Below are 24,251 nucleotides of genomic sequence, written 5' to 3'. Positions count from 1 at the left end.
CCGTGACCACCGCACCCCCTCGACCGTCGTCCCGCTCGCGCGTCCTCGACTCCCTCGCCGACCCCGTCCTCCGCGCGCTCGTGGTCGCCACGCTCATCGGCCGCGTCGGGCGCGGGATCTTCCTCACCGTCACCGTCCTCTACTTCACGTTCGTCGTCGGCCTGCCCGCGCACGAGGTCGCGCTGGTGCTGACGCTCGCGAGCGCGGCCGGCGTGCTCTCGTCGTTCACCGGCGGATGGCTCGCCGATCGCGTGCCGGCCCGGCGCCTGCTCATCGGGCTCTCGATCGCCGACGGCCTCGGGCTCATCGCGTACGTCTTCGCGAGCGACCTCGCGACCGCGCTCGTCATCGCGGTGGCCGTCGGAGCGGTCGACCAGGCCGCGAACTCGACCCGCAGTGCGATCATCGCCCGCGCGTTCACCGGCGAGGCCCAGGTCGGCGCCCGCGCGACGCTGCGGGCCGTCACGAACGTCTCGATCGCGGTCGGATCCAGCATCGGCGCCCTCGCACTCGTACTCGGGACGCCGGAGGCGTATCGGGCGACGATCGTGATCGCCGGCTTGACCTCCCTCCTGGGCGTGACGCAACTCGTCCGGCTGCCCCGATCGGTCGACGCGCCCGCGCCGCGCGCGGCCGAGCCCGTGAGCACGGCCACCGGGTCGACGGATGCCGCGGCCTCCCGCCGCGCAGAGCGCATCGCGCTGCGCGCCCACTCCCCCTGGCGCGACCCCCGCTACCTGCTGCTGACGCTGCTCAGCGCGGTGTTCGGCATGCAGTTCGCCGTCACGAACGTCGGGGTCCCGCTCTGGGTGGCGCATGCCACCGAGGCACCCACGGTCGTCGTGTCCGCCGTGCTGATCCTCAACACCGCGATCGTCGTGCTGTTCCAGGTGCCGCTCTCGCGCGGCACCCACGACGTGCGCGTCGCGGGCCGCGTCTCGGCGATCGCCGCCTGGCTCATGGCCGCCGCCTGCGTCGTCTACGCGCTCTCGGCAGGACTGCCCGCCTGGGGCGCCGTGGCGGTCGTGCTCCTCGCGGCGCTCACCCACGCGTTCGCCGAGGTCCTCTCGCAGGCCGGCGGCTGGGGACTCGGCTTCGAGCTCGCCGACCCCGTCCGCGCCGGGACCTACCAGGGCGTGTTCGGCATGGGCTACTCGCTCGGCGCGATGTGCGCGCCGCTCGTCGTCACCGCGACCGCGCTCGAGCACGGGCTCGCCGGCTGGGTGGTGCTCGGCGCGATCTTCCTCGCCTCGGGCCTCGGCACGTGGGCGATCGCCCGGTCCGCCGCACGCGGCGTCGACCGGATGCCCAGTCAACCCCCAGCAGCGGCGACGGCGGCCTCGGCTAGCGTCGGACCATGACCGCCACGCCGTCGATCGTCTGGTTCCGCGACGACCTCCGCGTGGGCGACCATCCGGCGTTGCATGCCGCGGTCGAACGCGGCGAGCCGATCGTCGCGGTGTACGTGCTCGACGAGGAGTCGAGCGGCGTGCGCCCGCTCGGCGGAGCCGCGAAGTGGTGGCTGCACCACTCGCTGGCCTCGCTCTCAGGCGATCTGCGCGATCGCGGCGTGCGCCTCGTGCTCCGACGTGGGCCTGCGGGCCGGGTCATCCGCACGCTCGTCGACGAGGTCGGCGCCGGCGCCGTCTTCTGGAACCGCCGCTACGGCGGTGCGGAGCGCGAGATCGACGCCGACCTGAAGTCCGACCTCTCCGACGCGGGGCTCGAGGTGCGGAGCTTCGGCGCGTCACTGCTGTTCGAACCGTGGACGATCCGCACCGCATCGGGCACGCCGTTCTCGGTCTTCACCCCGTTCTGGAAGGCGTGCCTCGCGGCCGACGAGCCGCGGCATCCGCTGCACGCACCCGCGGAGCTCGACGGCTACGGCGGTGCCGACGGGCGAGGCGGCCCGGCCGGTGACGACCTCGACGACTGGGAGCTGCTCCCGACGCACCCGGACTGGGCGGGCGGACTCCGCGAGACGTGGGAGCCCGGCGAACGCGGAGCGCACCGGCGGCTGCGCGACTTCCTCGCCGCGGACCTCGCCGACTACGCCGCCTCGCGCGACCGCCTCGATCGCGAGGCGACGAGCCGGCTCTCGCCGCGCCTGCGATGGGGCGAGCTCAGCCCGCACCAGGTCTGGCACGCGACCCGCGAACGCGCCGCGGGCACCGCGGGCGCGCGCAAGTTCCTCGCCGAGGTCGGATGGCGCGAATTCGCCTGGCACGTGCTCTTCCACTTCCCCGACCTCGCGACCCGCAACTGGCGCGAGGAGTTCGACGCGTTCCCGTGGCCGCGACTGCACCCGACCGCGCTCACGGCGTGGGAACGCGGCCGGACGGGCGTGCCCGTCGTCGACGCCGCGATGCGCGAGCTCTGGCACACCGGGAGCATGCACAACCGCGCGCGCATGATCACCGCGTCCTTCCTCACGAAGAACCTGCTCATCGACTGGCGTCGGGGCGAGCAGTGGTTCTGGGACACGCTCGTCGACGCCGATCACGCCTCGAACCCGTTCGGCTGGCAGTGGGTCGCGGGCTCCGGGGCGGATGCCGCGCCGTACTTCCGCGTGTTCAACCCCGAGCTGCAGCGGGCGAAGTTCGACCCCCACGACCGGTACGTCGGGCGATGGCTGCCGGAGCTCGACTCCGACGGGTATCCCGAGCCGATCGTCGACCTGAAGGAGACGCGGGCCGCGGCGCTCGCGGCGTACGAGCGCGTGAAGGCCGCGAAGTAGCCGCTACCGCAGCGCGCGCTCGAGCACGTGGTCGTGCTCGACCCGGTCCCCGAGGCGGAACCCCTTCGTGCCGACCACCTCGAAGCCCTGCTTCTCGTAGAAGCGGATGGCGCGGCGGTTCTCCTGGTTCACGCCGAGCCACACGACCGCCGCACCCGTCGCCGCTGCGGCCGCGAGGGTCTCGTCCATCAGCGAGCCGGCGATGCCGGCCCCGTGGGCGACCGGGTGCACGTACATCTTGCTGAGCTCGATCGCCGGACGCGTCGAGACGCTGGCCGCGGCGTCCTCGTCGGCCGGCACCCCACCCTCGGTGGACACCAGCATCGACCAGCCGACCAGTCCGCCCGTGGCGGCGACCTCCTGGGCGTCGGCCAGCGCGATGCCCGCCCCGCTCGTGCCATCGGGCTCGGCGACGAGGATCGTCCGCTCGGGGTCGACGAGGTACTCGGCGAATCGCACCTCGCTGAGCTCCTCGGCGATGAACCAGGCGATCGAGTCGGCCGTCGTCGACGGCGGGCACGCGAGCGGGAAGGTGACGGCCGCCAGGCGCGCGAGGGCCTCGGCATCGCCCGCCGTCGCGGGCCGGATCGTCACGGTCACACGCCTGACGCTACCCGGGTGCTCGCGATCCGGCCATCGATTCCGGAAGCCTCGTGTGTCACGGCAGTGCTCGACGCCCCCGCGGGGTGGCAGGATCGGCGCATGGACGTTCCCCTCGATCGCGTGACGGCCCGCTCCGACGACGGCCGCTCGTTCCACATCCCGGGCCCGGTCGACGGCTTCGTCGTGGGCGCGCTCGTCGTGATCGACGACGGCGAGCGCCGCCAGCTCGGGCTCGTCGAGCAGCGCGACGACGAGCGCGGGCACCTCCGCGGGCGCCTGCTGGGCGTCATCGCCGACGGCCTCCTCGAGACCCGCGCGACGCTGCCGTTCGTCGCCGCGAGCGTGGCCGCGGTCGACCCGGCATCCGTGGACCTGCTGCACGCGGCGACCGGTGCGGCGCTCGAGGTCGGCACCGACCTGACGCCCCCGGGCGGTCCGGCGAAGCTGCTCCCGCACCGCTTCAACCGGCACACGTTCTGGTGCGGGCAGAGCGGCTCCGGCAAGACCTACGCGCTCGGGGTCGTGCTCGAGCAGGTCATCGCGCACACCGCGCTGCCGGTCGTCGTGTTCGACCCGAACTCCGACTTCGTGCGGCTCGGCGAGCTGAACCCGGGTGCGTCCGGACCGACCGCAGATGCCCTGCGCGAGCGCGACATCCGGGTGCTCCGCCCGAACGTGCCCGGGTCCGAGCCGCTGCGCGCCCGGTTCGTGGGGATGCCGATGGCCTCGAAGGCCGCGGTGCTGCAGCTGGATCCGGTCGCGGACCGGCAGGAGTACAACGCGCTCGTGCACCTGCGCGAGACGCTCGACACGACCGACCTGGGTGCGATCCTCCCCACGCTCGGCTCGTCCGACGACCCGGTCAAGCGCGAGCTGGCGCTGCGCATCGAGAACCTCGGGCTCATGGGATGGGAGGTGTGGGCCGGCACGGATCGCGCGGCGACCGACGTCATCGACGAGCGACCGGATGCCACGGTGCTCGACCTCGGCGGATTCTCGACGCCCGAGCAGCAGCTCGTCGTGGCGCTCGCGGTGCTCGACGAGCTCTGGGCGAGGCGCGAGGAGCGCCGTCCGGTGCTGCTCGTGATCGACGAGGCGCACAACCTCTGCTCGCCGCAGCTCGACTCCCCCGTCGCGATCGCCGTACGCGAGCGCCTCGTGCAGATCGCCGCGGAGGGCCGGAAGTTCGGCCTGTGGCTGCTGCTCTCGACGCAGCGGCCATCGAAGGTGCATCCGGGGATCATCTCGCAGTGCGACAACCTCGCCCTCATGAAGATGAGCTCGCCGATCGACCTCGAGGGGCTCGCGACCTACTTCGGCTACGCACCGACGGGCCTCATCGCGCGGTCGCCGTGGTTCCGGCAGGGCGAGGCGCTCTTCGCGGGCGGGTTCGTGCCCGCGCCCACGTTGCTGAAGATGAACTCGCGCGTCACGCCCGAGGGCGGCGTCGACGTTCCCGTCCCGCTCCGCTGACACGACGAAGCGGATGCCGCGGTCTTCCCATCCCGCGGCATCCGCTCGTCGTGCGCTGACGCGCGACCCGGCCTAGAGGAACCGGGCGTACGCCCCGACGGTGAGGAACGTCGGGAACTCGGGCTCGAGCGCGACCGACCGGAACACCGAGATGGCGTCGTCGAACCGGTCGCCCTCGAACCGGGGCAGGTCGGCCACGGCGGCCGCCATGATCCGCACGATCGACGTCTGGTCGATGCGCGTGCCCTCGGCGGTGACCGTGTTGTCGTGCAGCCACTGCCACACCTGCGAGCGCGAGATCTCCGCGGTCGCGGCGTCCTCCATCAGGTTGTCGATCGCCGCGGCGCCGGTCCCTCGGAGCCACGACTCGATGTACCGGATGCAGATCGAGACGTTGTCGTACACGCCGGCCTCGGTGACCTCGCCGCCGATCGACGGGATGTCGAGCAGCTGCGCCGCGGTGACCCGGACGTCCTCGCGGAGGCGGTCGACCTGGTTGGGCCGGTCGCCCAGCACCGCATCGAACTCGGCGCGTGCGGTCGGGATGAGGTCGGGGTGCGCGACCCACGTGCCGTCGAAGCCGTCGCCCGCCTCACGACGCTTGTCGGCCGAGACGGCGGCGAGCGCGCGCTCGGTCACCTCGGGGTCGCGACGGTTCGGGATGAACGCGCTCATGCCGCCGATGGCGTGCGCGCCCCGCTGGTGGCAGGTCGAGACGAGCAGCTCGGTGTAGGCCCGCATGAACGGCACCGTCATCGTGATCGACTTGCGGTCGGGCATGACCCAGCGGCGGCCGCGCGACCGGAACGTCTTCACGATCGAGAAGATGTAGTCCCAGCGGCCGGCGTTGAGGCCGGCGCAGTGGTCGCGCAGCTCGTACAGGATCTCGTCCATCTGGAACGCGGCCTGGATCGTCTCGATCAGCACGGTCGCCCGGATCGTGCCGTGCGGAATGCCGATCTCCTCCTCGGCGAAGGTGAAGATGTCGTTCCAGAGCTTCGCCTCGCGGTGCGACTCGAGCTTCGGCAGGTAGAAGTACGGCCCGCGGCCGGCCTCGATGAGGGCCTTGGCGTTGTGGAAGAAGTAGAGCCCGAAGTCGACCAGCGACCCGGAGGCGTGCATCGCACGCCCCGCGCGGTCGTGGAACTTCAGGTGCTTCTCCACGAGGTGCCATCCGCGAGGGCGGAAGACGATCGTGGGCGTCTCGGTCGCCGTGACGCGGTACTCCTTGCCCTCGGGGCTCGTGTACTCCAGTTCGCCGCGCAGGAAGTCGAAGAGCGAGAGCTGGCCCTCGACGACGTTCGCCCAGGTGGGGCTCGTGGCGTCCTCGTGGTCGGCGAGCCACACCTTCGCACCGGAGTTCAGCGCGTTGATCGCCATCTTGCGGTCGGTCGGACCGGTGATCTCGACGCGGCGGTCCTCGAGGCCGGGGCCGGCGCCGGCGACGCGCCAGGTGCGGTCGTTCCGGATCCACTCGGTCTCGGGGAGGAACTTCGGGTCGCGGCCGTTGGCCGCGTCGACCCGGGTCTGCAGGCGGACGGCGAGCAGCTCGTGCCGGGTGTGCGCGAAGCGGTCGTGCAGCTTCGCGAGGAACGCGAGCGCCTCGGGCGTGAGGATCTCGTCGTAGCGCTGCCCGAGCGGCGCGGTGACCTCGAGGTGCGGCTGCACGGTCTGGAAGCTGCCCGTCGCCGGCTTCGGCTCGGGCGTGGTCGTCTGCGCGCGAGCGGAGCCGATGGCGTCCGGTCGCTCGATGGTGATGGTCATGATCTCGTCTCCTTCGCGGGCGTGCGCCCGTCGATCAGTGCTGGAACTGCTCTTCCTCGGTCGATCCGACGAGGGCGAGGGTCGCGCTGTTCGGGTTCAGCGCCGTGGCGATCTGGTCGAAGTAGCCGGTGCCGACCTCGCGCTGGTGGCGCGTGGCGGTGTAGCCGTCGGCCTCGGAGGCGAACTCGGCCTCCTGCAGCTCGACGTACGCGGACATGTGGCGCTCGTTGTAGTCCTTGGCGAGCGTGAACATGCCGTGGTTCAAGGAGTGGAAGCCCGCCAGGGTGATGAACTGGAACGCGTACCCCATCGCGGCGAGCTCGCGCTGGAACTTCGCGATCTGGTCGTCGTCGAGGTGGCGCTTCCAGTTGAAGCTCGGCGAGCAGTTGTACGAGAGGCGCTTGCCCGGGAACTTCGCGTGCACGGCCTCGGCGAAGCGGCGGGCGAGCTCGAGGTCGGGCTCGGCCGACTCGACCCACAGCAGGTCGGCGTACTCGGCGTAGGCGAGGCCGCGGGCGATGACCGGCTCGATGCCGTTCTGCACGTTGTAGAAGCCCTCGGCGGTGCGCTCGCCGGTGACGAACGGCTTGTCGCGCTCGTCGTGGTCGCTCGTCAGCAGGGTCGCGGCGAGCGCGTCGGTGCGGGCGATGATGATCGAGGGCACGCCCGCGACATCCGCCGCCATGCGGGCCGCGTTGATGGTGCGGATGTGCTGGCCGGTCGGGACCAGGACCTTGCCGCCCATGTGGCCGCACTTCTTCTCACTGGCGAGCTGGTCCTCCCAGTGCACGCCGGCCGCGCCGGCCTCGATCATCTGGTGCATGAGCTCGTAGGCGTTGAGCGGGCCGCCGAAGCCGGCCTCGGCGTCGGCGACGATCGGCGCCATCCAGTCGCGGTCGTCGGTGCCCTGCTCGACCTGGCCGGCGCGCAGCAGCGCGTTGTTGATGCGGCGGACCACGGCCGGCACCGAGTTCGCGGGATAGAGCGACTGGTCGGGGTAGGTCTGGCCCGACAGGTTGGCGTCTGCCGCGACCTGCCAGCCCGAGAGGTAGATCGCCTTGAGGCCGGCGCGCACCTGCTGCACGGCCTGGTTGCCCGTCAGGGCGCCGAGCGCGGCCGACCACTCCGGGTCCTCCATGCGCTCGAACGCGGTGCCGGTGTTCTTCCGGATGTTCTCCCACAGCTTCTCGGCGCCGCGGCGGGCGAGCGTGCGCTCCTCGCGGACCGGGCCGCGGAGGGCGATGACGTCCTCGGCGGTGTAGTCGCGCTTGACGCCCTCCCAGCGGGGGTCGGCGTCCCACTCGAGCTGGAGCTCGGCGGCGGTCTGCGTCTGGTCGCCGGGGCGGTTCTGGGTGCTCATCGTGGTGCTCCTTCGGTGCAGCGGTGCGGATGTCTCGTGGTCCGTCCGGCTCCTCATGCGGTGCCGTCCGGGGGTCTGTGGAACCATGCTGCGTGCCCCGCACCGGGGTCCGACGACGAATCGGGGGGTGAACTTTCCCGGTTCTTCCGCGTCGCGGAACAACCGCGGGGCGGGCGGATGCCCCGGCGGCGCCGGGGGCAGAATGAGGGCGTGACGCACGACGACGGCCTCACCGACGACGAGCGTCGCCTGGAGCGGCGACGGTCGCGGCTGGGCGTGCTCGGCGTCGCGCTCTTCGTCTGCGGGCCGGTGCTCGGCACGGCGCTCGCGGTCGTCGGAGCGGTCGTCGGGCTCCGCGAGGATCCCCGCTGGTGGCTGCTGGTGGTCCTCGGCCTGGGCGTCGGCTTCGGCGCCACGTTCGCCGGCCTGCGCGTGCTGACACGCCTCGAACGGGCGCGGTCGGTCGGCACGTCGCCGATGGACGACCCCGTTCAGCCCGACTCGGCCTCGCCCGGCCGTACGGGTTCCGACGCGTAGGCCTCGGCCGCCGACCGCAGACGCCGCCGCCGCGTTTCGCCCGCATGACGGATCCGGCCCCACTGTTTCGCCCGCGTGACGATCCTCCGGACGATCTGTCTGGTACAGCCGCCTCGGGCGGAGGTTCGTCCGGTTATCCACGTGTCCATTGCACACGCGTGCAACAAGGGTTTGAATGGCCGGACGCGACGCGGCGTCAGTGAACCGGAGGTGCCCACAGGTGACGACAGCGACCGAGGCGAGGACCGTCTCACACCCTGACCAGCAGGATGCCGCATCGGGCTCCGTCGAGCTCCAGCAGGTCACGAAGCGCTACGGCGACGCGATCGCGGTCGACGGCCTGTCGCTCACCATCCAGCCCGGCGAGTTCATCTCGCTGCTCGGCCCGTCCGGCTGCGGCAAGACGACGACCCTGCGCATGATCGCCGGGTTCGAACAGCCCGACGAGGGCGACATCCGCATCTCCGGACGATCCGTCCTGGGTGCGCCGCCCTACCGCCGTGACGTCAACACCGTCTTCCAGGCGTACGCGCTCTTCCCGCACATGACCGTCGCCGAGAACGTCGCCTACGGCCTCCAGCAGCGCCGCACGCCGAAGGCCGAGGTCCGCCAGCGCGTCTCCGAGGCGCTCGACCTCGTCCAGATGCGTCGCTTCGCCGACCGCAAGCCGACCCAGCTCTCCGGCGGGCAGCAGCAGCGCGTGGCGCTGGCCCGCGCGCTCGTCAACCGCCCGTCGGTGCTGCTCCTCGACGAGCCGCTCGGCGCGCTCGACCGCCAGCTCCGCGAGGAGATGCAGCTCGAGCTGAAGCTGCTGCAGTCCCGACTCGGCATCACGTTCGTGTTCGTCACGCACGACCAGGGCGAGGCGCTCTCGATGAGCGACCGCATCGCGATCATGCGCGACGGCCGCATCGAACAGCTCGCCGACGCCGACACGATCTACGCCCGGCCCACGTCGGCCTACGTCGCCGCGTTCGTCGGCCAGCAGAACTTCTTCCGCGGGACCGCGACCGAGGGCGGCTCGGCGGTCGAGTCCGAGCACGGCCTCGTGCGCGGCATCCGCTCGGACCGCCTCGCCCCCCTCGCCGACGGCACGTCGGTGCAGGCCGCAGTGCGCCCCGAGTTCGTGCGCATCGAGGCGGATGCCGCGGCCGGCGCCCCCGCGACCGGGGCGAACCGCGTGCAGGGCACCCTGCTCGGCGTCTCCCACCTCGGCGAGACGATGCAGTACCTCGTCCGGCTCGGCGACGACCAGAGCCTCATCGCACGTCGCCCCACCCCGGAGGCCCCCGACCTCGCCGTCGGCCAGGCGGTCTCGTGCTCGTGGAGCGACGCGAGCGTGCAGGTCTTCCCGTCCGACGACGCGGCCGCGGCCGGCGGCTACGTCGCGCCGCCGACGCACTGACGACGCCCGAACGCACCCGAACCGCCCGACGCACCACCGAACCCAGCAATCCGCCCGACCCCCAAGGAGCGACATGGCCGAGAAGTCCACCCCCATCCGGATCCTCGCGAGCACCGAGCAGGTGCCGATCCTCCAGCGCGCGATCGACCGCCGCCGGTTCCTGAGCTTCGCCGCCGCCATGGGCGGCACGGCGTTCCTCGCGGCGTGCTCCTCGCCCGGCGGCGGCACCTCCTCGGCGCCGGTCGCCACCGGCGGCGAGCTCGAGGCCTCGCTCAACATCTACACGTGGGGCGACTACGACTCGCCCGACGTCGTCGCGTCGTTCACGTCCGACTTCGGCCCGAAGGTCACGTTCGACTCCTACGGCTCGAACGAGGAGCTGATCTCGAAGCTGGTCGCCGCGAAGGGCACGTCGGGCTACGACATCATCGTCCCGACCGGCGCGTTCATCCCCCAGATGATCGAGAACGGCATCATCCAGCCGCTGAACAAGGACCTGCTGCCGAACATCGAGCACATGGACCCCGCGTTCCTCGGCCGGAGCTGGGACCCCGAGAACGAGTACTCGATCTGCAAGGCGTGGGGCACCACCGGCTTCGTCTACGACAAGACGGTCATCACGCGCGAGCTCAAGGACTGGAACGACTTCCTCGACGCCGCGCAGAACGAGGCCAGCGGCAGGACCAGCGTGCTCGACGACCCGGCCGAGGTCACCGGCCTCTACTACTGGGCGAACGGCATCGACTGGAACACCACCGACGAGGCGGACCTCGCCGCGTGCGAGGACTTCATCGTCAACACGCTCGCCCCGCACATCTCGGCGTTCGACTCCTACCCCGGCGGCCAGGCGATCCCGCAGGCCACCCAGGTGCTCATGCAGGCCTGGAACGGCGACGCCCGCATCGGCATCATGGAGTCGCCCGACCCCGACCGCTGGCAGTGGGTGCTCGGCTCGCCCGCGACCGAGCTCTGGATGGACAACTGGGCGATCCCGGTCGGCGCTCCGCACCCGGAGGCGGCGCACGCGTTCATCGACTGGACGATGGTCCCGGAGAACCAGCTCCTCCAGGTCGACTACATCGGCTACCACACCGGCGCCGCCGGCATCGAGGAGGCCGCGAACGAGGCCGGCCTCGAGATGCTCGACCTCGTGTTCTTCACCGAGGAGCAGATCGCGACCATGAACGACGGCGAGGTCAACGAGGCCCAGCAGGTCAACGTCGACATCTGGAACAAGGCGAAGGCCGCCGCCGGTGCGTAGTCTCCGCCTGCCGAGCTTCGCCCTCGCGATTCCCGCGTGGGCGTGGCTCGTCACCTTCTTCGTCGTACCGGTCGGCGCGGTGCTGTACTTCAGCTTCGGCTACAAGCCGGGCATCTTCGGCACCCACGCGACCGACGTGCTGTCGTTCGACCGGTACGCCGAGGCCCTCTCGCCGACCTTCTTCGAGGTGTTCATGAACACCCTGTGGGTCGGCATCGCGGGCACCCTGCTCTGCCTCGCGATCGGCCTCCCGGTCGCGTACTGGATGGCCGTGAAGGCGCCCGCGCACCGCCGCGGGCTGCTCATCGCCCTCGTGATGGTGCCGTACTGGACGAACTTCCTCGTGCGCACCATCGGCTGGCAGATCATCCTCGCCCCCGAGGGGTGGATGTCGCAGCTGCTCCAGACCGTCGGCATCACCGACGGCCCGCTCGCGATCCTGTACACGCGCACCGCCGTGCTGATCGGCGTCGTCTACAACTACCTGCCGCTCATGATCCTGCCGCTGTACGTGGCGTTCGACCGCGTCGGGCCCGCGCTGCGCGAGGCGTCGAAGGACCTCGGCGCGAACCGGGTGGGCACGTTCATCCGCGTGACCTTCCCACTCGCCCGTCCGGGGATCATCGTGGGCCTGCTGCTCGTCTACATCCCGCTCATGGGCGACTACATCACGGCGACGGTGCTCGGCGGCGCGCAGGGGAACATGGTGGGCCAGTTGGTGGCCAGCCAGTTCCAGGCCGCGCAGAACTGGGCGCTCGGCTCGGCGATGGCGGTGCTGCTCATCCTCGTGATCATGGTCTCGGCGGCCGCGATGGGGTTCCTGCTCTGGCTCGCGTCGCTGCCGTTCCGCGTCCGCAACCGCGTCGTCCTGGAGGCCACGGCATGACCACCACCGCACCCGAGGCGACGCTGACGGATGCCGCGCCCGGCGCCGCCGAGGCATCCGCGCCCCGCACGCCCCCCGCGCCGGTCGCGCGTCGCGCGCGACGTTCCCCCGTCGACATCGGCCTGACGGTGTGGAGCGTGCTCGTCTTCCTGTTCCTGTTCGCGCCGATCATCGTGATCCTCGTGTACTCGTTCAACAACGGGCGACTGCTCATCGCGTGGAACGAGTTCGGGTTCGAGCCCTACCGGGCGCTCTGGGAGAAGCCCGCGGTGCGCGACGCGGTCGCGGTGTCGCTGCGGACCGGTGCGATCGCGGCGGTGCTCGCGACGCTCCTCGGCACGCTCGCCGGGATCGCGCTCGCCCGCAAGCCCGGCAAGTGGGCGCTCTGGTTCATCGGGCTGCTGCTGCTCGTCTCGGTCACGCCCGAGATCGTCGACGCCGTCGCCCTCCTGCCGTGGCTCGTGTTCCTCGGCCAGGACGCCGGGCTGTCGATCTTCAACGACGGCACCGTGCGCCTCGTCGTCGGCCACTCGCTGTTCTCGACCGCGGTCGTGACGTACATCGTGCGAGCCCGGTTGGTCGGCCTCGACGCACAGCTCGAGGAGGCCTCCGCCGACCTCTACGCGCGGCCGCTGACGACCTTCCGGCGCGTGACGCTGCCGCTCGCGATGCCCGCGGTGCTCGCCGGCCTGCTGCTGTCGTTCACGCTGAGCCTCGACAACACCGTCGTCGCGGCCTTCGTCCAGGTCTCGGGCTCGACGCCGTGGCCCGTGTACGTGCTCAGCGCGCTGCGCGGCGGCCTCCGACCCGAGATCGCCGCCGTGTCGACCGTGATGCTCCTGCTCACGCTCGCCGCCCTCGCCCTCGTCGCGGTCGTGCTGAAGCGCGCCGGCGACTCGGCGACGCAGATCGCCCGCACCATGTCGGGCGGCTGAAGCCCCGCGCGGCCGCGGTCCGACCCGAACGCCGCGGCCGCGCGGCATCCGCTCCGCCCCTGCACCTCCTCCCCCGCCCACTCCCGTCCTGTCCGCGATCCGAAGGAGCCCATCGCCATGACCCACGCCGACCTCGTCTTCACGGGCGGACCCGTCTTCACGGCCGACACCGTCCGCTCCCGAGCGACCGCGGTCGCCGTGCGCGGCGGCCGCATCGTCGCGGTCGGATCCGACGAGTACGTCCGCGACCTGATCGGCGCGTCGACCGAGGTCGTCGACCTCCGCGGGCGGCTGCTCGTGCCCGGATTCCAGGATGCGCACGTCCACCCGGTCTGGGGCGGGCTCGACCTGATGCGCTGCGACCTCGCCGAGCTCTCGACGCAGGACGAGTACCTGTCGCGCATCGCGGAGTACTCGGCAGCGCACCGCGACGACGAGTGGGTGCTCGGCGGCGGATGGTCCATGTCGGCGTTCCCCGGTGGGACCCCGACCGCTGCGGCCCTCGACCGGGTCGTGCCCGACCGCCCGGCCTTCCTGCCCAACCGCGACGGGCACGGCGCCTGGGTGAACTCGGCCGCGCTGCGGCTCGCGGGGATCGACCGCGACACCCCGGATCCCGCGGACGGCCGGATCGAGCGCGACGCCGATGGTCACCCCAGCGGCACCCTTCACGAGGGGGCGATGTCGCTCGTGAACCGCCTCCTCCCCGAGACCACCCTCGAGACGCTCACCGAGGCGGTGCTCCTCGGCCAGCGGTACCTGCACTCCTACGGCGTCACCGCGTGGCAGGACGCGATCGTCGGTACGTACGGCGACGCCGGCGACCCCGGTCCCGCGTACGTCGCGGCAGCCAACGCCGGGACGCTCACCGGCCGCGTCGTCGGCGCGATCTGGTGGGACCGCACGCGCGGCATCGAGCAGATCCCCGACCTCGTCGCCAAGCGCGACGCGTACCGCGCGGACCGGTTCGCCGCCACGAGCATCAAGATCATGCAGGACGGCGTCGCCGAGAACTTCACCGCCTCGATGCTCGAACCGTACTGCGACGGCCACGGGCACTTCACCGACAACTCCGGCATCTCGTTCGTCGACCCCGCCGTGCTGAACCCCGCCGCGGCCGAGCTCGACCGCCTCGGCTTCCAGCTGCACTTCCACGCCATCGGCGATCGGGCCGTGCGCGAGTGCCTCGACGCGGTCGAGCACGCCATCGCCGCGAACGGCCGCAACGACCACCGTCACCACATCGCGCACATCCAGGTCGTCCACCCCGAGGACGTCCCGCGGTTCCGCGAGCTCGGCGTCGCGGCGAACATGCAGTCGCTCTGGGCGGCGCTCGAGCCGCAGATGGTCGACCTCACGCTGCCGTTCCTCGGCGACCCGCGCAGCGCCTGGCAGTACCCCTTCGGCGACCTGCTGCGCTCCGGCGCGGTGCTCGCGGCGGGCAGCGACTGGTCGGTCTCGACGCCCGATCCGCTCGCCGCGATCCACACGGCCGTGAACCGGAAGTCGGCGCCCGCCTACGCCGAGGGCGACTACGAGGCGTTCCTGCCCGAGCAGGCGATCGACCTCGCGACCTCGCTCACGGCATACACCGCCGGCTCGGCGTGGGTGAACCACCTCGACGACGTGACCGGGACGATCCAGGTGGGCAAGTACGCCGACCTGGTCGTGCTCGACCGCGACCCGTTCGCCGGCGCATCCGACGAGATCGGCGCGACGCGCGTCGAGCAGACGTTCGTCGACGGCGAGCGCGTCTACGCGGCGGATGACGCGGGGGCGGTGCGCGCGGCCTGAGGCGCGCCGTCCCGCCGGCGCCCCATTCGGGCGCAGGCGTGGTCGGCGGCCCGGCTCAGGCCGCCGACCTGACCGCGTCGAGCTCGTCGAGGACGCTCCGGTGCTCGGGCTCCCACCCGAGGGACCGCGCGAACGCCCCGGTCGCGGCCTGGTCGAGCAGGAGCGCACCGGCGAACGCGTCGCCGAGGCGTGCGCGCGTGGCATCCGCGCTCTCGGGCGCGACCATGCGTCCGCCGATGCGCTCGGCGATCGCCCGCACCGAGGTCGGCGCGCCGTCCACGGCGATGACCCGCGGGATCGGGCCCGTGTGCTCGAGCACGGCGAGGTAGAGCCGCGCGAGGTCGTCGACGTGCACGAGCGACCACCGCTGCCGGCCGTCGCCGATGAGCGGGACGAAGCCGTCGTCGGTGCGCGGACCGTCGAGCAGCATCGGCACGAGCCCGCGCCCCCTGCCGTAGACGACGCCGGGCCGGATGATGCGCGCGTCGACGGATGAGGCGCGCACGCGCTCCTCGAGGGCCACGCGCCAGGCGACCAGGTCGACCGGGTCGAGCGGGTCGCCCTCGACGAGGTCGTCCCCCGAGCCGTGGACCCAGATGCCGCTCGTGAGCACGAACCGGCCGCGTTCGGCGAAGGCCCGCAGGACGCCGTCGACCACCGCTCGGTCGAGGTCGGCCGCTCCCTGGTCGGCCGCGGCCGCGTGGATGGCGGCGTCGACGTCGGCGAGCGCGGATTCGACGGCGTCGGGGTCGAAGAGGTCGAGGTGCACCGCGGCGGCGCCGCGCGCCGTGACATCCGCCGCCGCCGCGTCGCTGCGCACCGCGGCGACCACGTCGTGCCCGGCCGCGACGAGCACGTCCAGGACGGCCGATCCGATGAATCCGGTTCCCCCGGTCAGAAGTGTTCTCATATGACGTACGGTATGGATCGGATACCGGTTACTTCAACGGAAGTTCCCTCGGGGGAACCACGTCGAATCGAACATCGGAGACGACATGCCCACCACCAGCAGCGCACAGATCGCCCGTCGCCGTTCGGCCGACGCGGCGCCGCTCGGCGCGCCGTTCGATCCGGACACGCAGGACGTGCTCGACCCGAACTGCCCGAGCCGAGTGGTCTTCGGCAGGATCGGCGAGCGGTGGTCGATGTTCGTGATCCTCGCACTCGCCGAGGGCACCATGCGCTTCACGCAGCTCCGCGCCCGGGTCGGCGTCGTCACGCCGAAGGTGCTCACCGAGACCCTGCGCGCGCTCGAGGCCGACGGACTCGTCGAGCGGCGCGCCTATGCCGATTCGCCGCCCCGCGTGGAGTACTCCCTGACCGGGCTCGGCCGGTCGCTGCTCGAGCCGATGCAGGCCATGCGGGCCTGGGCGGAGGCCCACGTGCCCGAGGTGCTCGCCTCCCGCGAGCGGCACCGCGCCGCGGTCGACGGGGAGGTCGCCGGTCCGGACTGAGCGTCCGGCGTCAGGCGCCGAGCTGTGCGCGCACGTCGTCGTCCAGCCCCTCGACCTCGAGCGCCCAGTCCGGGCGCGAGAAGGCCTCGCGCATCGGCCGCGGTCGTGCCCGGAGCCCGCGACGGTGACGGGGCGGTCAGCGCTGATCCTCGCGGCCGACGCCCGCGTCGCGCGCGAGGGCGATGGCCTCGTCGCGGTCGGCGACGTGGAGCTTGGTGAAGATGTTGGAGATGTGGTTCCGGACGGTCTTCGGACTCACGTAGAGTTCGCGCGCGATCTCCTGGTTGCGGGCGCCGGAGGCGATCAGTTCGAGGACCTCGCGCTCCCGAGCGGTGAGCGTCGGGAATGCCGCCGCCGAGGCCCCCCGCGTCCGCTCGGCGGAGAAGTAGGCGAGGACGCGGCCCGCGATCCCCGACCCGAACACGGCGTCGCCGGCGGCCACGGCGGCGGTGGCGCGCACGATCTCCTCGGGCGTGGCCCCCTTCAGCAGGTACCCGCGAGCCCCCGCCCGCATCGCGGCGAACACGGCGTCGTGATCATCGACCATCGTCAGGACGAGGACCGCGATGTGCGGGCTCGCCCGAACGATCGTCCGCGTCGCCTCGATGCCGCTCAGTGTGGGCAGGTTGACGTCCATGAGCACGACGTCCGGCTGCAGTCGCTCGGCCTCCCGCACGGCGTCGGGGCCGTCGGCCGCGGTCCCGACGACGACGAGTGCGGGCGCCTCGGCGAAGACGCCGACGAGCCCTTCCCGGTAGACGGGGTGATCGTCGACGACGAGCACGCGGATCTGGTCATCGGTCATGACCGGCGCCCTCCCCTTCTGGCGGGATCGGGAGCGCGGCGCGGACGGTCGTCCCGCCGCCCGGCCGCGTCACGACCTCGAACGATCCGCCGAGTTCGCCGGCGCGTTCGCGCATCGACCGGAGCCCGATGCCCGCGCCGGCGCCTGCGCCGGCGGCGTCGGTGTCGGCCATCCCGTCGCCGTCGTCCGAGACCTCGATCCGCAGGGCGCCGTCGCCGGCGTCGAGGCGCACGAGCACCGAGGACGCGCCGCTGTGCCGGGCGGCGTTGGTCATCGCCTCGGTCGCGATGCGGTAGGCGGCGACCTCGAGCGCGGCAGGCAGCACCGCCCCGCGCGTCCGGAGGTCGAGCGTGGTCCGCCCGGGCAGGAGCGAGTCGGCGCGCTCGTGGATGGCGCCCGCGAGGCCGAGGTCGTCGAGCGCGGGCGGCCGGAGGTCGTCGACGATCCGCCGGATGTCGAGCACGGCGTCCCGGATGCCGCCCTCGAGCCTCGTCACGCGTTCCTCGGCGCCGTTCGAGTCGGGCGGCAGCGAGCGCCGGAGGTTCCCCGCCTGGAGCGCGAGCGCGGCGAGCGCCGATCCGATGCCGTCGTGGATGTCCCGCCGGAGCCGCCGCCGCTCCTCCTCGCGGGCGAGTACGAGCTGCTCGCGCGACGCCTGGAGGTCCTCCGCGAGCTGCACGGCCCGCACGGTCCCGGCGACCTGCCTGGCGAGATCCTCCAGCACCCGGCGGTCGGCGGCGGAGAACGCCTCGCCCCGGGCGCGGAGCCCCACCTCGAGCGTGCCGATCGCCTCGCCCTGGTGCACGAGCGGGAACGCCTGCGCCTCGCTCGTCCGGGTTCCGTACGCCGCGATCGGCCGTGCGGACCCGGCCGGGACGACCGCGACGTACGGCACGCGCAGCGCCTCGCCGACGCCGGCGGTCACGGCGGGCATCAGGTCCTCGGCGAGCGCCGTGTCGGCGACCTGGCGGGCAAGGCGCGACATCGCGCGGGCCGGGTTGTCGCGGTCGCCGTACATGAGGCGGTTGACGATGCGCTGCAGCCACTCGCGCAGCGGGTAGGCGGCGATCGCGACCACCAGCACGACGAGCACCGAGACCCGCCAGTCCGCGGACGCGGGCGCGATCGATCCCACGGCGAGGACGACCGCGCCGTACACGGCGAGCGAGGTGATCGTGAGCGCGCCGTAGACGAGCGTCCGATTGATGACGAGGTCGATGTCGTAGAGCCGGTACTTCACGATCGCGATCGTGACCGCGAGGAAGACCAGCGCGAGCGGCCCCCAACCGAGGAGGATCGCGACGACGGGCGACCAGTCGCCCCACCCCACGCCGGCGACACCCGTCGCGAACAGCACGGCCCATCCGACGACCGCGATCGCCGCCGCCCAGAGCATCCACCGCAGCTGCTCGCGCTCGTCGCCGCGGGCACGGCGCCGTCGCACGAGGACCGCAGCCCAGCCGGTCCCGATCGCGACCGGGGTCAGCACCATGAGCACGGCGAGGGGGAAGGCGGCATCGGAGGCGATCGCCCGAGGGACGTCGACGAAGTCGGCGGGCTCGGACGGGTAGACCGCGTATCCGACGGTGGCGAGGACGAGCCACACGATGAGGATGATCACCACCGGCCGCCACCGTGGGCTCGGCGGCCGGCCGTCGGGGAAGAGCAGCGGCACGAAGGTGAGCAGCGCCATCATCGCCGGGTACCAGCTCCACTCGGCGAACCAGGCCGCGACCTCGACGCCGGGCAGGCTCCCGGGAGCGAGGTACCACCCCTCGATCACGATCCACCTCGCGGCGGTGTCCAGGATGATGCTGCCTGCGGCGACCATGATGATCCAGCCGAGCGGGTGCCGCGGCAGGCGTCGGAGGATGATCGCGGCCGTGACCCCGAGGAACGGGACGAACACCGCGCCGCCGACGTAGAACGGCAGCTGGTCGACGATGGCGACGGGCAGGTCGTCGCGCTCGAGGAAGACGAGGACCGCGAGGGCGACGCCCGACGCGAACGCGATCGCACACACGACCCACGCCCACGTGCTGGGCGACCGGAGCACGTTCATCGCATCGACGCCTCCCACGCTGGACGCGGCCTCAGCCCTGAGGCTCAGTATCCACCACGGCCGTGGCGACGGCGACCCAGGCCACCGCGAACAGCAGCGGGAACATGCCCAGCATCCATGCCACGGGGACGAGCGGGGCGACCACGAACCCGGCCCACGCGAGCCACCTCGGCAGCCGTCGCGAGCGCCATGCGGTCACGCCGAACGCGACCAGCAGCACCGAGAGTCCGATCGTGCTCACGTTGAACACCTGGCTCGCGAGCATCTCGAGGCCGTACCCGACCTCGGGCACCGGCGCGAAGCCGCCGTCGACGGTGCCGGCGGCGACGTGCGCGCCGGCGGACGAGGCGGCCCCGGCCACGAGCGACCCGACCGCCACGATCGCGGCACCGACGACGCCGAGCTGCCCGCCGATCGAGGGCGAGGTGCGTCCGACGTCGACCGATCGTCGCAGGAACGCCGCGGCCCAGGCGACGAGGACGCCGGCGAGTGGGAAGAGCACGACGCCGACCAGCGACGTCAGGTTGAGCCGCACGTCGTCGGAATGGGCCGCGGCGAAGTCGTCGAGCGTGCTGCCCTCGTAGACGTAGGGCGGCAGGGTGAAGATGACGGCGCCGGCGCCGAACATGACGAGGAACGCGGCGCCGAGCAGCCGTGCCGGCTGGAATCGGTTCCGGGTCCGCGTCGTCGGGATGGCGGGGTCGTCGGCTCGCGTGGACATGGCGGGCTCCTTCCGTGAGGATTCGATGCCTCCACGCTGCCCGTCCCGATGTCCCGGCCGCACGGGACCGTCGGTCCCAACTTCGCGCGCTCCGTCGTCCGAGGAACAGAAGTCGTCATGTTCTTCGGCGTTGATCACCACGCATTTCCGACCGGACGGCCGAATCGCCTTCGAAGAAGCAGAACTTCCGTGGTTGTTCGGTTTGCGCCATCCGGGTGCCCGTGTGAGCATGGGGCATGGTCACCGCCGATCGAACCCGCACCCGGGTCCCGCACGCCGCGTACGCCGCCGCGCCCGCCACGACGGTCGGCGCGGTCGGGGCTCCGCCCGAGCCCGGGCCCGACGAGGTCGACGCGCTGACGCTCGGTCGACGCATCCGCGAGCGCCGCCTCGCAGCGGGCATGACCCTGGGCCGCCTGGCCGAGGCGATCGACCGAGCGCCGAGCCAGGTCTCCGCGATCGAGAACGGCAAGCGCGAACCCCGCCTGTCGATGCTCCGCACGATCGCCCTCGCACTCGGCACCACGGCCGACGAGCTGCTGCGGCCGGATGCCCCATCCGAACGCGCCGCGCTCGAGATCGCCGTCGAGCGCGCGCAGCGCGGGCCGGTCTTCGCCGCACTCGGACTCGACCCGTTCCGCGTGGCGAAGACCATGAACGACCAGACGCTGCAGACCATCCTCGCGCTGCACAACGAGATCGACCGACTGCACCGCGAACGCGCGGCGACCCCGGAGGAGGCGCGGCGCGCGAACGCGCAGCTGCGCGCCGAGATGCGCGCCCGCGACAACTTCTACCCCGAGCTCGAGGCGAAGGCGGCGGAGCTCCTCGAGGCGGTCGGCCACGCCGGCGGCCCGGTCTCCCACCAGTTGGTCGCCGACATGGCGAGCCACCTCGGCTACTCGCTGCACTACGTCGGCGACCTGCCCCACTCGACCAGGTCGGTGACCGACAAGCGCAACGGGCGCATCTACCTGCCCACGCAGCAGTCGCCGTCGCGCGACTCGCGCTCGCCGATCCTGCAGGCGCTCGCTTCGCACCTGCTCGGCCACGAGGAGCCCGGCAACTACGGCGACTTCCTGCGCCAGCGCATCGAGACGAACTACCTCACGGCAGCCATCCTGCTGCCCGAGCAGGCCGCCGTCCGCTACCTCTCGGAGGCGAAGAACCTGCGCCGCATCTCGATGGAGGAGCTTCGCGACCACTTCGCGGTGTCGTACGAGACGGCCGCGCACCGGTTCACGAACCTGGCGACGGCGCGCCTCGACATCCCGGTGCACTTCATGAAGGTGCACGAGTCGGGCACGATCATCAAGGCGTACGAGAACGACTCGGTGCGCTTCCCCTCCGACGCGCTCGGCGCGGTCGAGGGCACGACCGTGTGCCGCAACTGGACGGCCCGCACGGTGTTCGACGTCGAGGACCGCTTCAGCCCCTGGTACCAGTACACCGACACGTCGTCAGGCACGTTCTGGTGCACGTCGCGCATCGAGAAGGCCAAGGAGGGCGAGTACTCGGTGTCGGTCGGGGTGCCGTTCGAGCACGTGAAGTGGTTCCGCGGGCGCGAGACACCGCACCGTGCGGTGTCGCGTTGTCCCGACGAGTCGTGCTGCCGCCGCGCGCCCGACGAGCTCGCGGGCAAGTGGGCGGATGCCTCGTGGCCGGCCGCGCGCACGCCGACCTCGCTCCTCGCCGCGCTGCCCACGGGCACCTTCCCGGGCGTGGACCAGACCGAGGTCTACCAGTTCCTCGAGGCGCACGCGCCTCGCGGGTGAGCCCGCACGGCGGGGCGGCTCAGGTCTCGCCGGCGGCGAGGTCGCGGAACCAGGCGAGGCCGGCGCGATGGGCCGTGAGCCCGTAGTCGAGCGTCGCGCGCTGGTAACGGAACACCTCGCGGTACTCGTCGGGCACGGCGTCGGCCTGCTCGTCCAGCGTCGCCGCGAACTCCTCGAGTCGCGCGAGCTCGCGCTCGACCTCCGCGACGATGTGGTCGAGGATGTCGCGTCGCTCGCCGGCGTCGTCGACGAGTCCGAGCAGGAAGAGCCGGCTGAGCGCCGCGACCTCGAGGTCGCCGCCGGCGAGCGGCGACCGGATCCAGCCGTGGAACGCCGTGACGCCCTCGTCGGTGATCGTGTGGATCTTCTTGCTGCGCCCGCCTTCGACGACCCCCTCGACCGTCACGTACCCCGACGCGACCAGGCCGCGCAGCGCACTCTGCAGGCTTCCGAAGCTCGCGCGGTAGAAGAGCGACGGCCCCCGCTGGAACTGCGCGTTGAGCGAGTACAGCGTCTGCGGCCCGAGCAGCATGAGCAGCCCGAGGATCACGTTGCCCACACCGTGCTCCCTCCGCGACATCCGCCCTGCACGCCGGCCCTTGTCGGCGAAGCGCGAATCTCGTATATTCCTATCCGTGATATCCCGAACCGGGATATCACGAATCGAGACGAGAGGATTCTCGCAGATGACGCGCGCCGAGTCGTTCGCCACACGCCTGGATCGACACCTCGCCCGCGCGGCGCGGCGACGCGGAGAGCTCGGGCCGCCCCAGGTCGCCGTCCGGGCGCCCGCGCTCGGCATCGACTACCGGTTCGGCGACGCCGACGCGCGGTTCCACGTCGCGAGCGTCGGCAAGCTCGCCACGGCGACGCTCGTCGCACAGCTGGTCGAGCGCGGTGCGCTCGCGTTCGACACGCCGGTCGCCGAACTCCTCCCCCACGACGAGGTCGCCGGCCTCTTCGTGACGGACCCGGCGACGGATGCCGGCGGCGGCGCGACCGTCGAGCACCTCCTGACCCACACCGCGGGCGTCGCCGACTACTTCGACGGCCCGGTCACCGCTGGGCCGCGCCTGCGCGAGCTGGTCCTCGCCGAGCCGGACCGCACGTGGACTCCGGCGGACCTGATCGCCTTCAGCCGCGAACGACAGCGCCCCGTCGGTCGGCCCGGCGAGCGATTCCGCTACTCCGACACGGGGTTCGTCCTCCTCGGTCGCATCGTCGAGGAGTCCACGGGGCGGCGGTTCCACGAGGTGCTGCACGAGCGCATCTTCCGCCCGCTCGGCATGGGCGACAGCGCCCTGCTCTTCCACTCGGTGCCCGACCGCGACCGCGCGCCGATCACGTCCGACGGAACGACCGCCGCCGGCGCCGCGAGCGCGGCGGCGACACGACCGAGGATCGCGCCGCTCCGACTCGGCCGCGTCGAGGCGAGCGGGTTCGCGAGCCTCAGCTGCGACTGGGCGGGCGGCGGCATCGTCAGCACGCTCGACGACCTGGCCGCCTTCAGCAGGGGCCTGCACGACGGCAGCCTGCTCGCACCGGCGACGTTCGCGCGCCTCGCCGAGCCGCGGAACCGCTTCCGTCCCGGCATCAGGTACGGCGCGGGGATGATGGAGATCCGCTTCGGCGGGTTCTCGCCCTTCCTCGCCGCCCTGCCCCGCCCGACGGGCCACATCGGCGTGCTCGCGACGCACGCCTTCCACGATCCGGTGCACGACGCCGACATCGTGCTGAACTTCGCGTCGACCCGGGAGATGCGCCGCAGCTTCATGACCCTCATCGAGGTCGAGCGCGCGCTGCAGAGCGCCGCGAAGGAGTGAACGGCCCGTCGGCCCCAGCTCACTCCGCGCGGTACCCCCGCACCGCGTGCACCGCGAACGACTCCGGATACGCGGCCGTCGCCGGCGCTTCCGGCGGGAACGCGTAGACGTTGAGCATGAGCTGCATCGGGTACTGCGGCGACTGCGCGACGCGCTTGCGCACGAGGCCGTCGATCGAGAACACCACCTCGTCCGGGCGCCAGTCGACGGCGTAGCGATGCGGCTCGCGCACGTCGGCGTGCAGGCGCACCTGCTCGAAGTCGTCGGTGACGGCGGGGTCGTTGAACGGGTGCACGCCCATGCCGACGAGCGCGCTGCCGTCGTCGGCGATGTCCCGACCGAAGATCTCGAACACGCAGATCTCCGCGGAGCGCTCCGGCTCGTCCTCGATTCCGATCATCCAGAGCGCGGCCATCGCGTGCTCGTCGATGCCGTCGATGGCGGCGACGATCTCGACGCGGCCGAAGTGCGGCGTGAAGAGCCGGCGGTCGGCCTGGGCCTCGCGGACCGCGAGCCCCTCGCGGAACGGATGCTGCCCCGACCCGGAGCCGACCGGCCCCGACCGCACGGCGGTCTGCAGGTTGGACACCTGGGTCGACCCGTCGTACTCGACGGACCATGCGGGCTGGTCGGCGTCGACCCGCAGCCGCAGCACGCCGTCGACCACGTCGTACCGTGCGCGCGTGCGCTCTCGACTCGACCACTGGGGCAGGTAGTGCGGGATCCACTGCTCGAGGTCGAGCTCGGGGCCGGTCAGGTCGGCGTCGAACTCCAGCAGGTCGGGGGCGGGCGGCGGCACGGGAGGAGCGGGCGGCACTGCGGGCATGCGCTCGATACTGCCCGACGCCTCCGACAC

At 72.2% G+C, this 24,251-nt stretch carries 21 protein-coding genes; 12 read left to right on the top strand and 9 right to left on the bottom strand.

Features of this window, described 5'->3' with window-relative positions; all coding sequences use genetic code 11:
* Positions 1–2 precede the first annotated feature (2 nt).
* Together ACFVHK_RS08680 and ACFVHK_RS08675 are read left to right on the top strand one after the other, a co-directional pair.
* Positions 3–1,361, top strand: a complete 1,359-nt coding sequence (locus ACFVHK_RS08680; RefSeq protein WP_376928463.1) for an MFS transporter — start codon at positions 3–5, stop codon at positions 1,359–1,361.
* Positions 1,358–2,737, top strand: a complete 1,380-nt coding sequence (locus ACFVHK_RS08675) for a cryptochrome/photolyase family protein (protein ID WP_376928462.1) — start codon at positions 1,358–1,360, stop codon at positions 2,735–2,737. Before ACFVHK_RS08680 ends, ACFVHK_RS08675 begins: the two co-directional genes overlap by 4 nt.
* 3 nt (positions 2,738–2,740) lie before the next feature.
* Here ACFVHK_RS08675 and ACFVHK_RS08670 read toward each other — a convergent pair whose 3' ends face one another.
* Entirely contained in the window at positions 2,741–3,337 is a 597-nt protein-coding gene (locus ACFVHK_RS08670) for a GNAT family N-acetyltransferase (RefSeq protein ID WP_376928461.1), read from the bottom strand.
* Positions 3,338–3,439: 102 nt separating this feature from the next.
* Between ACFVHK_RS08670 and ACFVHK_RS08665 the strand changes: the two genes are divergently transcribed.
* Positions 3,440–4,813 (top strand): ATP-binding protein, encoded by a 1,374-nt coding sequence (locus tag ACFVHK_RS08665; RefSeq protein WP_376928460.1) that lies wholly within the window; start codon positions 3,440–3,442, stop codon positions 4,811–4,813.
* A gap of 72 nt (positions 4,814–4,885) precedes the next feature.
* On the opposite strand, the gene aceB is transcribed toward ACFVHK_RS08665, so the two are convergent.
* Together aceB and aceA are read right to left on the bottom strand one after the other, a co-directional pair.
* Complete coding sequence (aceB, locus tag ACFVHK_RS08660) at positions 4,886–6,577, bottom strand: malate synthase A (RefSeq protein WP_376928459.1); 1,692 nt, start codon at positions 6,575–6,577, stop codon at positions 4,886–4,888.
* Between the two features lie 34 nt (positions 6,578–6,611).
* Entirely contained in the window at positions 6,612–7,937 is a 1,326-nt protein-coding gene (aceA, locus tag ACFVHK_RS08655; RefSeq protein ID WP_376928458.1) for an isocitrate lyase, read from the bottom strand.
* A 210-nt stretch (positions 7,938–8,147) separates the two neighbouring features.
* Between aceA and ACFVHK_RS08650 the strand changes: the two genes are divergently transcribed.
* The 6 genes from ACFVHK_RS08650 (at position 8,148) to ACFVHK_RS08625 (ending at position 14,755) form a co-directional block, all read left to right on the top strand.
* Positions 8,148–8,474 (top strand): hypothetical protein, encoded by a 327-nt coding sequence (locus ACFVHK_RS08650; protein ID WP_376928457.1) that lies wholly within the window; start codon positions 8,148–8,150, stop codon positions 8,472–8,474.
* Positions 8,475–8,694: 220 nt separating this feature from the next.
* Positions 8,695–9,879, top strand: a complete 1,185-nt coding sequence (locus ACFVHK_RS08645; RefSeq protein ID WP_376928456.1) for an ABC transporter ATP-binding protein — start codon at positions 8,695–8,697, stop codon at positions 9,877–9,879.
* A gap of 73 nt (positions 9,880–9,952) precedes the next feature.
* Positions 9,953–11,140: a polyamine ABC transporter substrate-binding protein gene (locus ACFVHK_RS08640; RefSeq protein WP_376928455.1), complete on the top strand. Its 1,188-nt coding sequence runs from the start codon at positions 9,953–9,955 to the stop codon at positions 11,138–11,140.
* On the top strand, positions 11,133–12,026 hold the full coding sequence (locus tag ACFVHK_RS08635; RefSeq protein WP_376928454.1) for an ABC transporter permease: 894 nt from the start codon (positions 11,133–11,135) through the stop codon (positions 12,024–12,026). Before ACFVHK_RS08640 ends, ACFVHK_RS08635 begins: the two co-directional genes overlap by 8 nt.
* On the top strand, positions 12,023–12,961 hold the full coding sequence (locus ACFVHK_RS08630) for an ABC transporter permease (protein ID WP_376928453.1): 939 nt from the start codon (positions 12,023–12,025) through the stop codon (positions 12,959–12,961). Before ACFVHK_RS08635 ends, ACFVHK_RS08630 begins: the two co-directional genes overlap by 4 nt.
* 117 nt (positions 12,962–13,078) lie before the next feature.
* Entirely contained in the window at positions 13,079–14,755 is a 1,677-nt protein-coding gene (locus tag ACFVHK_RS08625) for an amidohydrolase (RefSeq protein ID WP_376928452.1), read from the top strand.
* Between the two features lie 55 nt (positions 14,756–14,810).
* Here ACFVHK_RS08625 and ACFVHK_RS08620 read toward each other — a convergent pair whose 3' ends face one another.
* A complete protein-coding gene (locus ACFVHK_RS08620; protein WP_376928451.1) occupies positions 14,811–15,665 on the bottom strand; it encodes an NAD-dependent epimerase/dehydratase family protein in 855 nt (284 codons plus the stop codon).
* 85 nt (positions 15,666–15,750) lie between these two features.
* Between ACFVHK_RS08620 and ACFVHK_RS08615 the strand changes: the two genes are divergently transcribed.
* Positions 15,751–16,209, top strand: coding sequence for a winged helix-turn-helix transcriptional regulator (locus ACFVHK_RS08615; RefSeq protein ID WP_376928450.1), 459 nt, complete (start codon positions 15,751–15,753; stop codon positions 16,207–16,209).
* 136 nt (positions 16,210–16,345) lie between these two features.
* Here the strand turns inward: ACFVHK_RS08615 and ACFVHK_RS08610 are convergent, their stop codons facing one another.
* Genes ACFVHK_RS08610 through ACFVHK_RS08600 form a run of 3 tightly spaced genes read right to left on the bottom strand, consistent with a single transcriptional unit; the run spans position 16,346 to position 19,797 of the window.
* On the bottom strand, positions 16,346–17,014 hold the full coding sequence (locus ACFVHK_RS08610; protein ID WP_376928449.1) for a response regulator: 669 nt from the start codon (positions 17,012–17,014) through the stop codon (positions 16,346–16,348).
* Entirely contained in the window at positions 17,004–19,076 is a 2,073-nt protein-coding gene (locus ACFVHK_RS08605; RefSeq protein ID WP_376928448.1) for a sensor histidine kinase, read from the bottom strand. Before ACFVHK_RS08605 ends, ACFVHK_RS08610 begins: the two co-directional genes overlap by 11 nt.
* Positions 19,077–19,107: 31 nt before the next feature.
* The gene (locus tag ACFVHK_RS08600) at positions 19,108–19,797 is read right to left on the bottom strand and encodes a hypothetical protein (RefSeq protein WP_376928447.1); all 690 of its coding nucleotides are present in this window, start codon (positions 19,795–19,797) and stop codon (positions 19,108–19,110) included.
* Positions 19,798–20,033: 236 nt separating this feature from the next.
* Between ACFVHK_RS08600 and ACFVHK_RS08595 the strand changes: the two genes are divergently transcribed.
* Positions 20,034–21,572 (top strand): helix-turn-helix transcriptional regulator, encoded by a 1,539-nt coding sequence (locus tag ACFVHK_RS08595; RefSeq protein WP_129234836.1) that lies wholly within the window; start codon positions 20,034–20,036, stop codon positions 21,570–21,572.
* A gap of 19 nt (positions 21,573–21,591) precedes the next feature.
* On the opposite strand, the gene ACFVHK_RS08590 is transcribed toward ACFVHK_RS08595, so the two are convergent.
* Positions 21,592–22,131, bottom strand: a complete 540-nt coding sequence (locus ACFVHK_RS08590; protein ID WP_376928446.1) for a PadR family transcriptional regulator — start codon at positions 22,129–22,131, stop codon at positions 21,592–21,594.
* Positions 22,132–22,258: 127 nt separating this feature from the next.
* On the opposite strand from ACFVHK_RS08590, the gene ACFVHK_RS08585 reads away from it, so the two are divergent.
* Positions 22,259–23,395: a serine hydrolase domain-containing protein gene (locus tag ACFVHK_RS08585; RefSeq protein WP_376928445.1), complete on the top strand. Its 1,137-nt coding sequence runs from the start codon at positions 22,259–22,261 to the stop codon at positions 23,393–23,395.
* 19 nt (positions 23,396–23,414) lie between these two features.
* On the opposite strand, the gene ACFVHK_RS08580 is transcribed toward ACFVHK_RS08585, so the two are convergent.
* On the bottom strand, positions 23,415–24,221 hold the full coding sequence (locus ACFVHK_RS08580; protein WP_376928444.1) for a glycoside hydrolase family 16 protein: 807 nt from the start codon (positions 24,219–24,221) through the stop codon (positions 23,415–23,417).
* Positions 24,222–24,251: the final 30 nt, after the last annotated feature.

The sequence above is a fragment of the Agromyces binzhouensis genome, from assembly GCF_042672355.1.
Classification (GTDB): domain Bacteria; phylum Actinomycetota; class Actinomycetes; order Actinomycetales; family Microbacteriaceae; genus Agromyces; species Agromyces binzhouensis.
The sequence above is the reverse complement of the archived record's forward strand: the minus strand, read 5'-3'. Positions and strand labels throughout refer to the sequence as shown.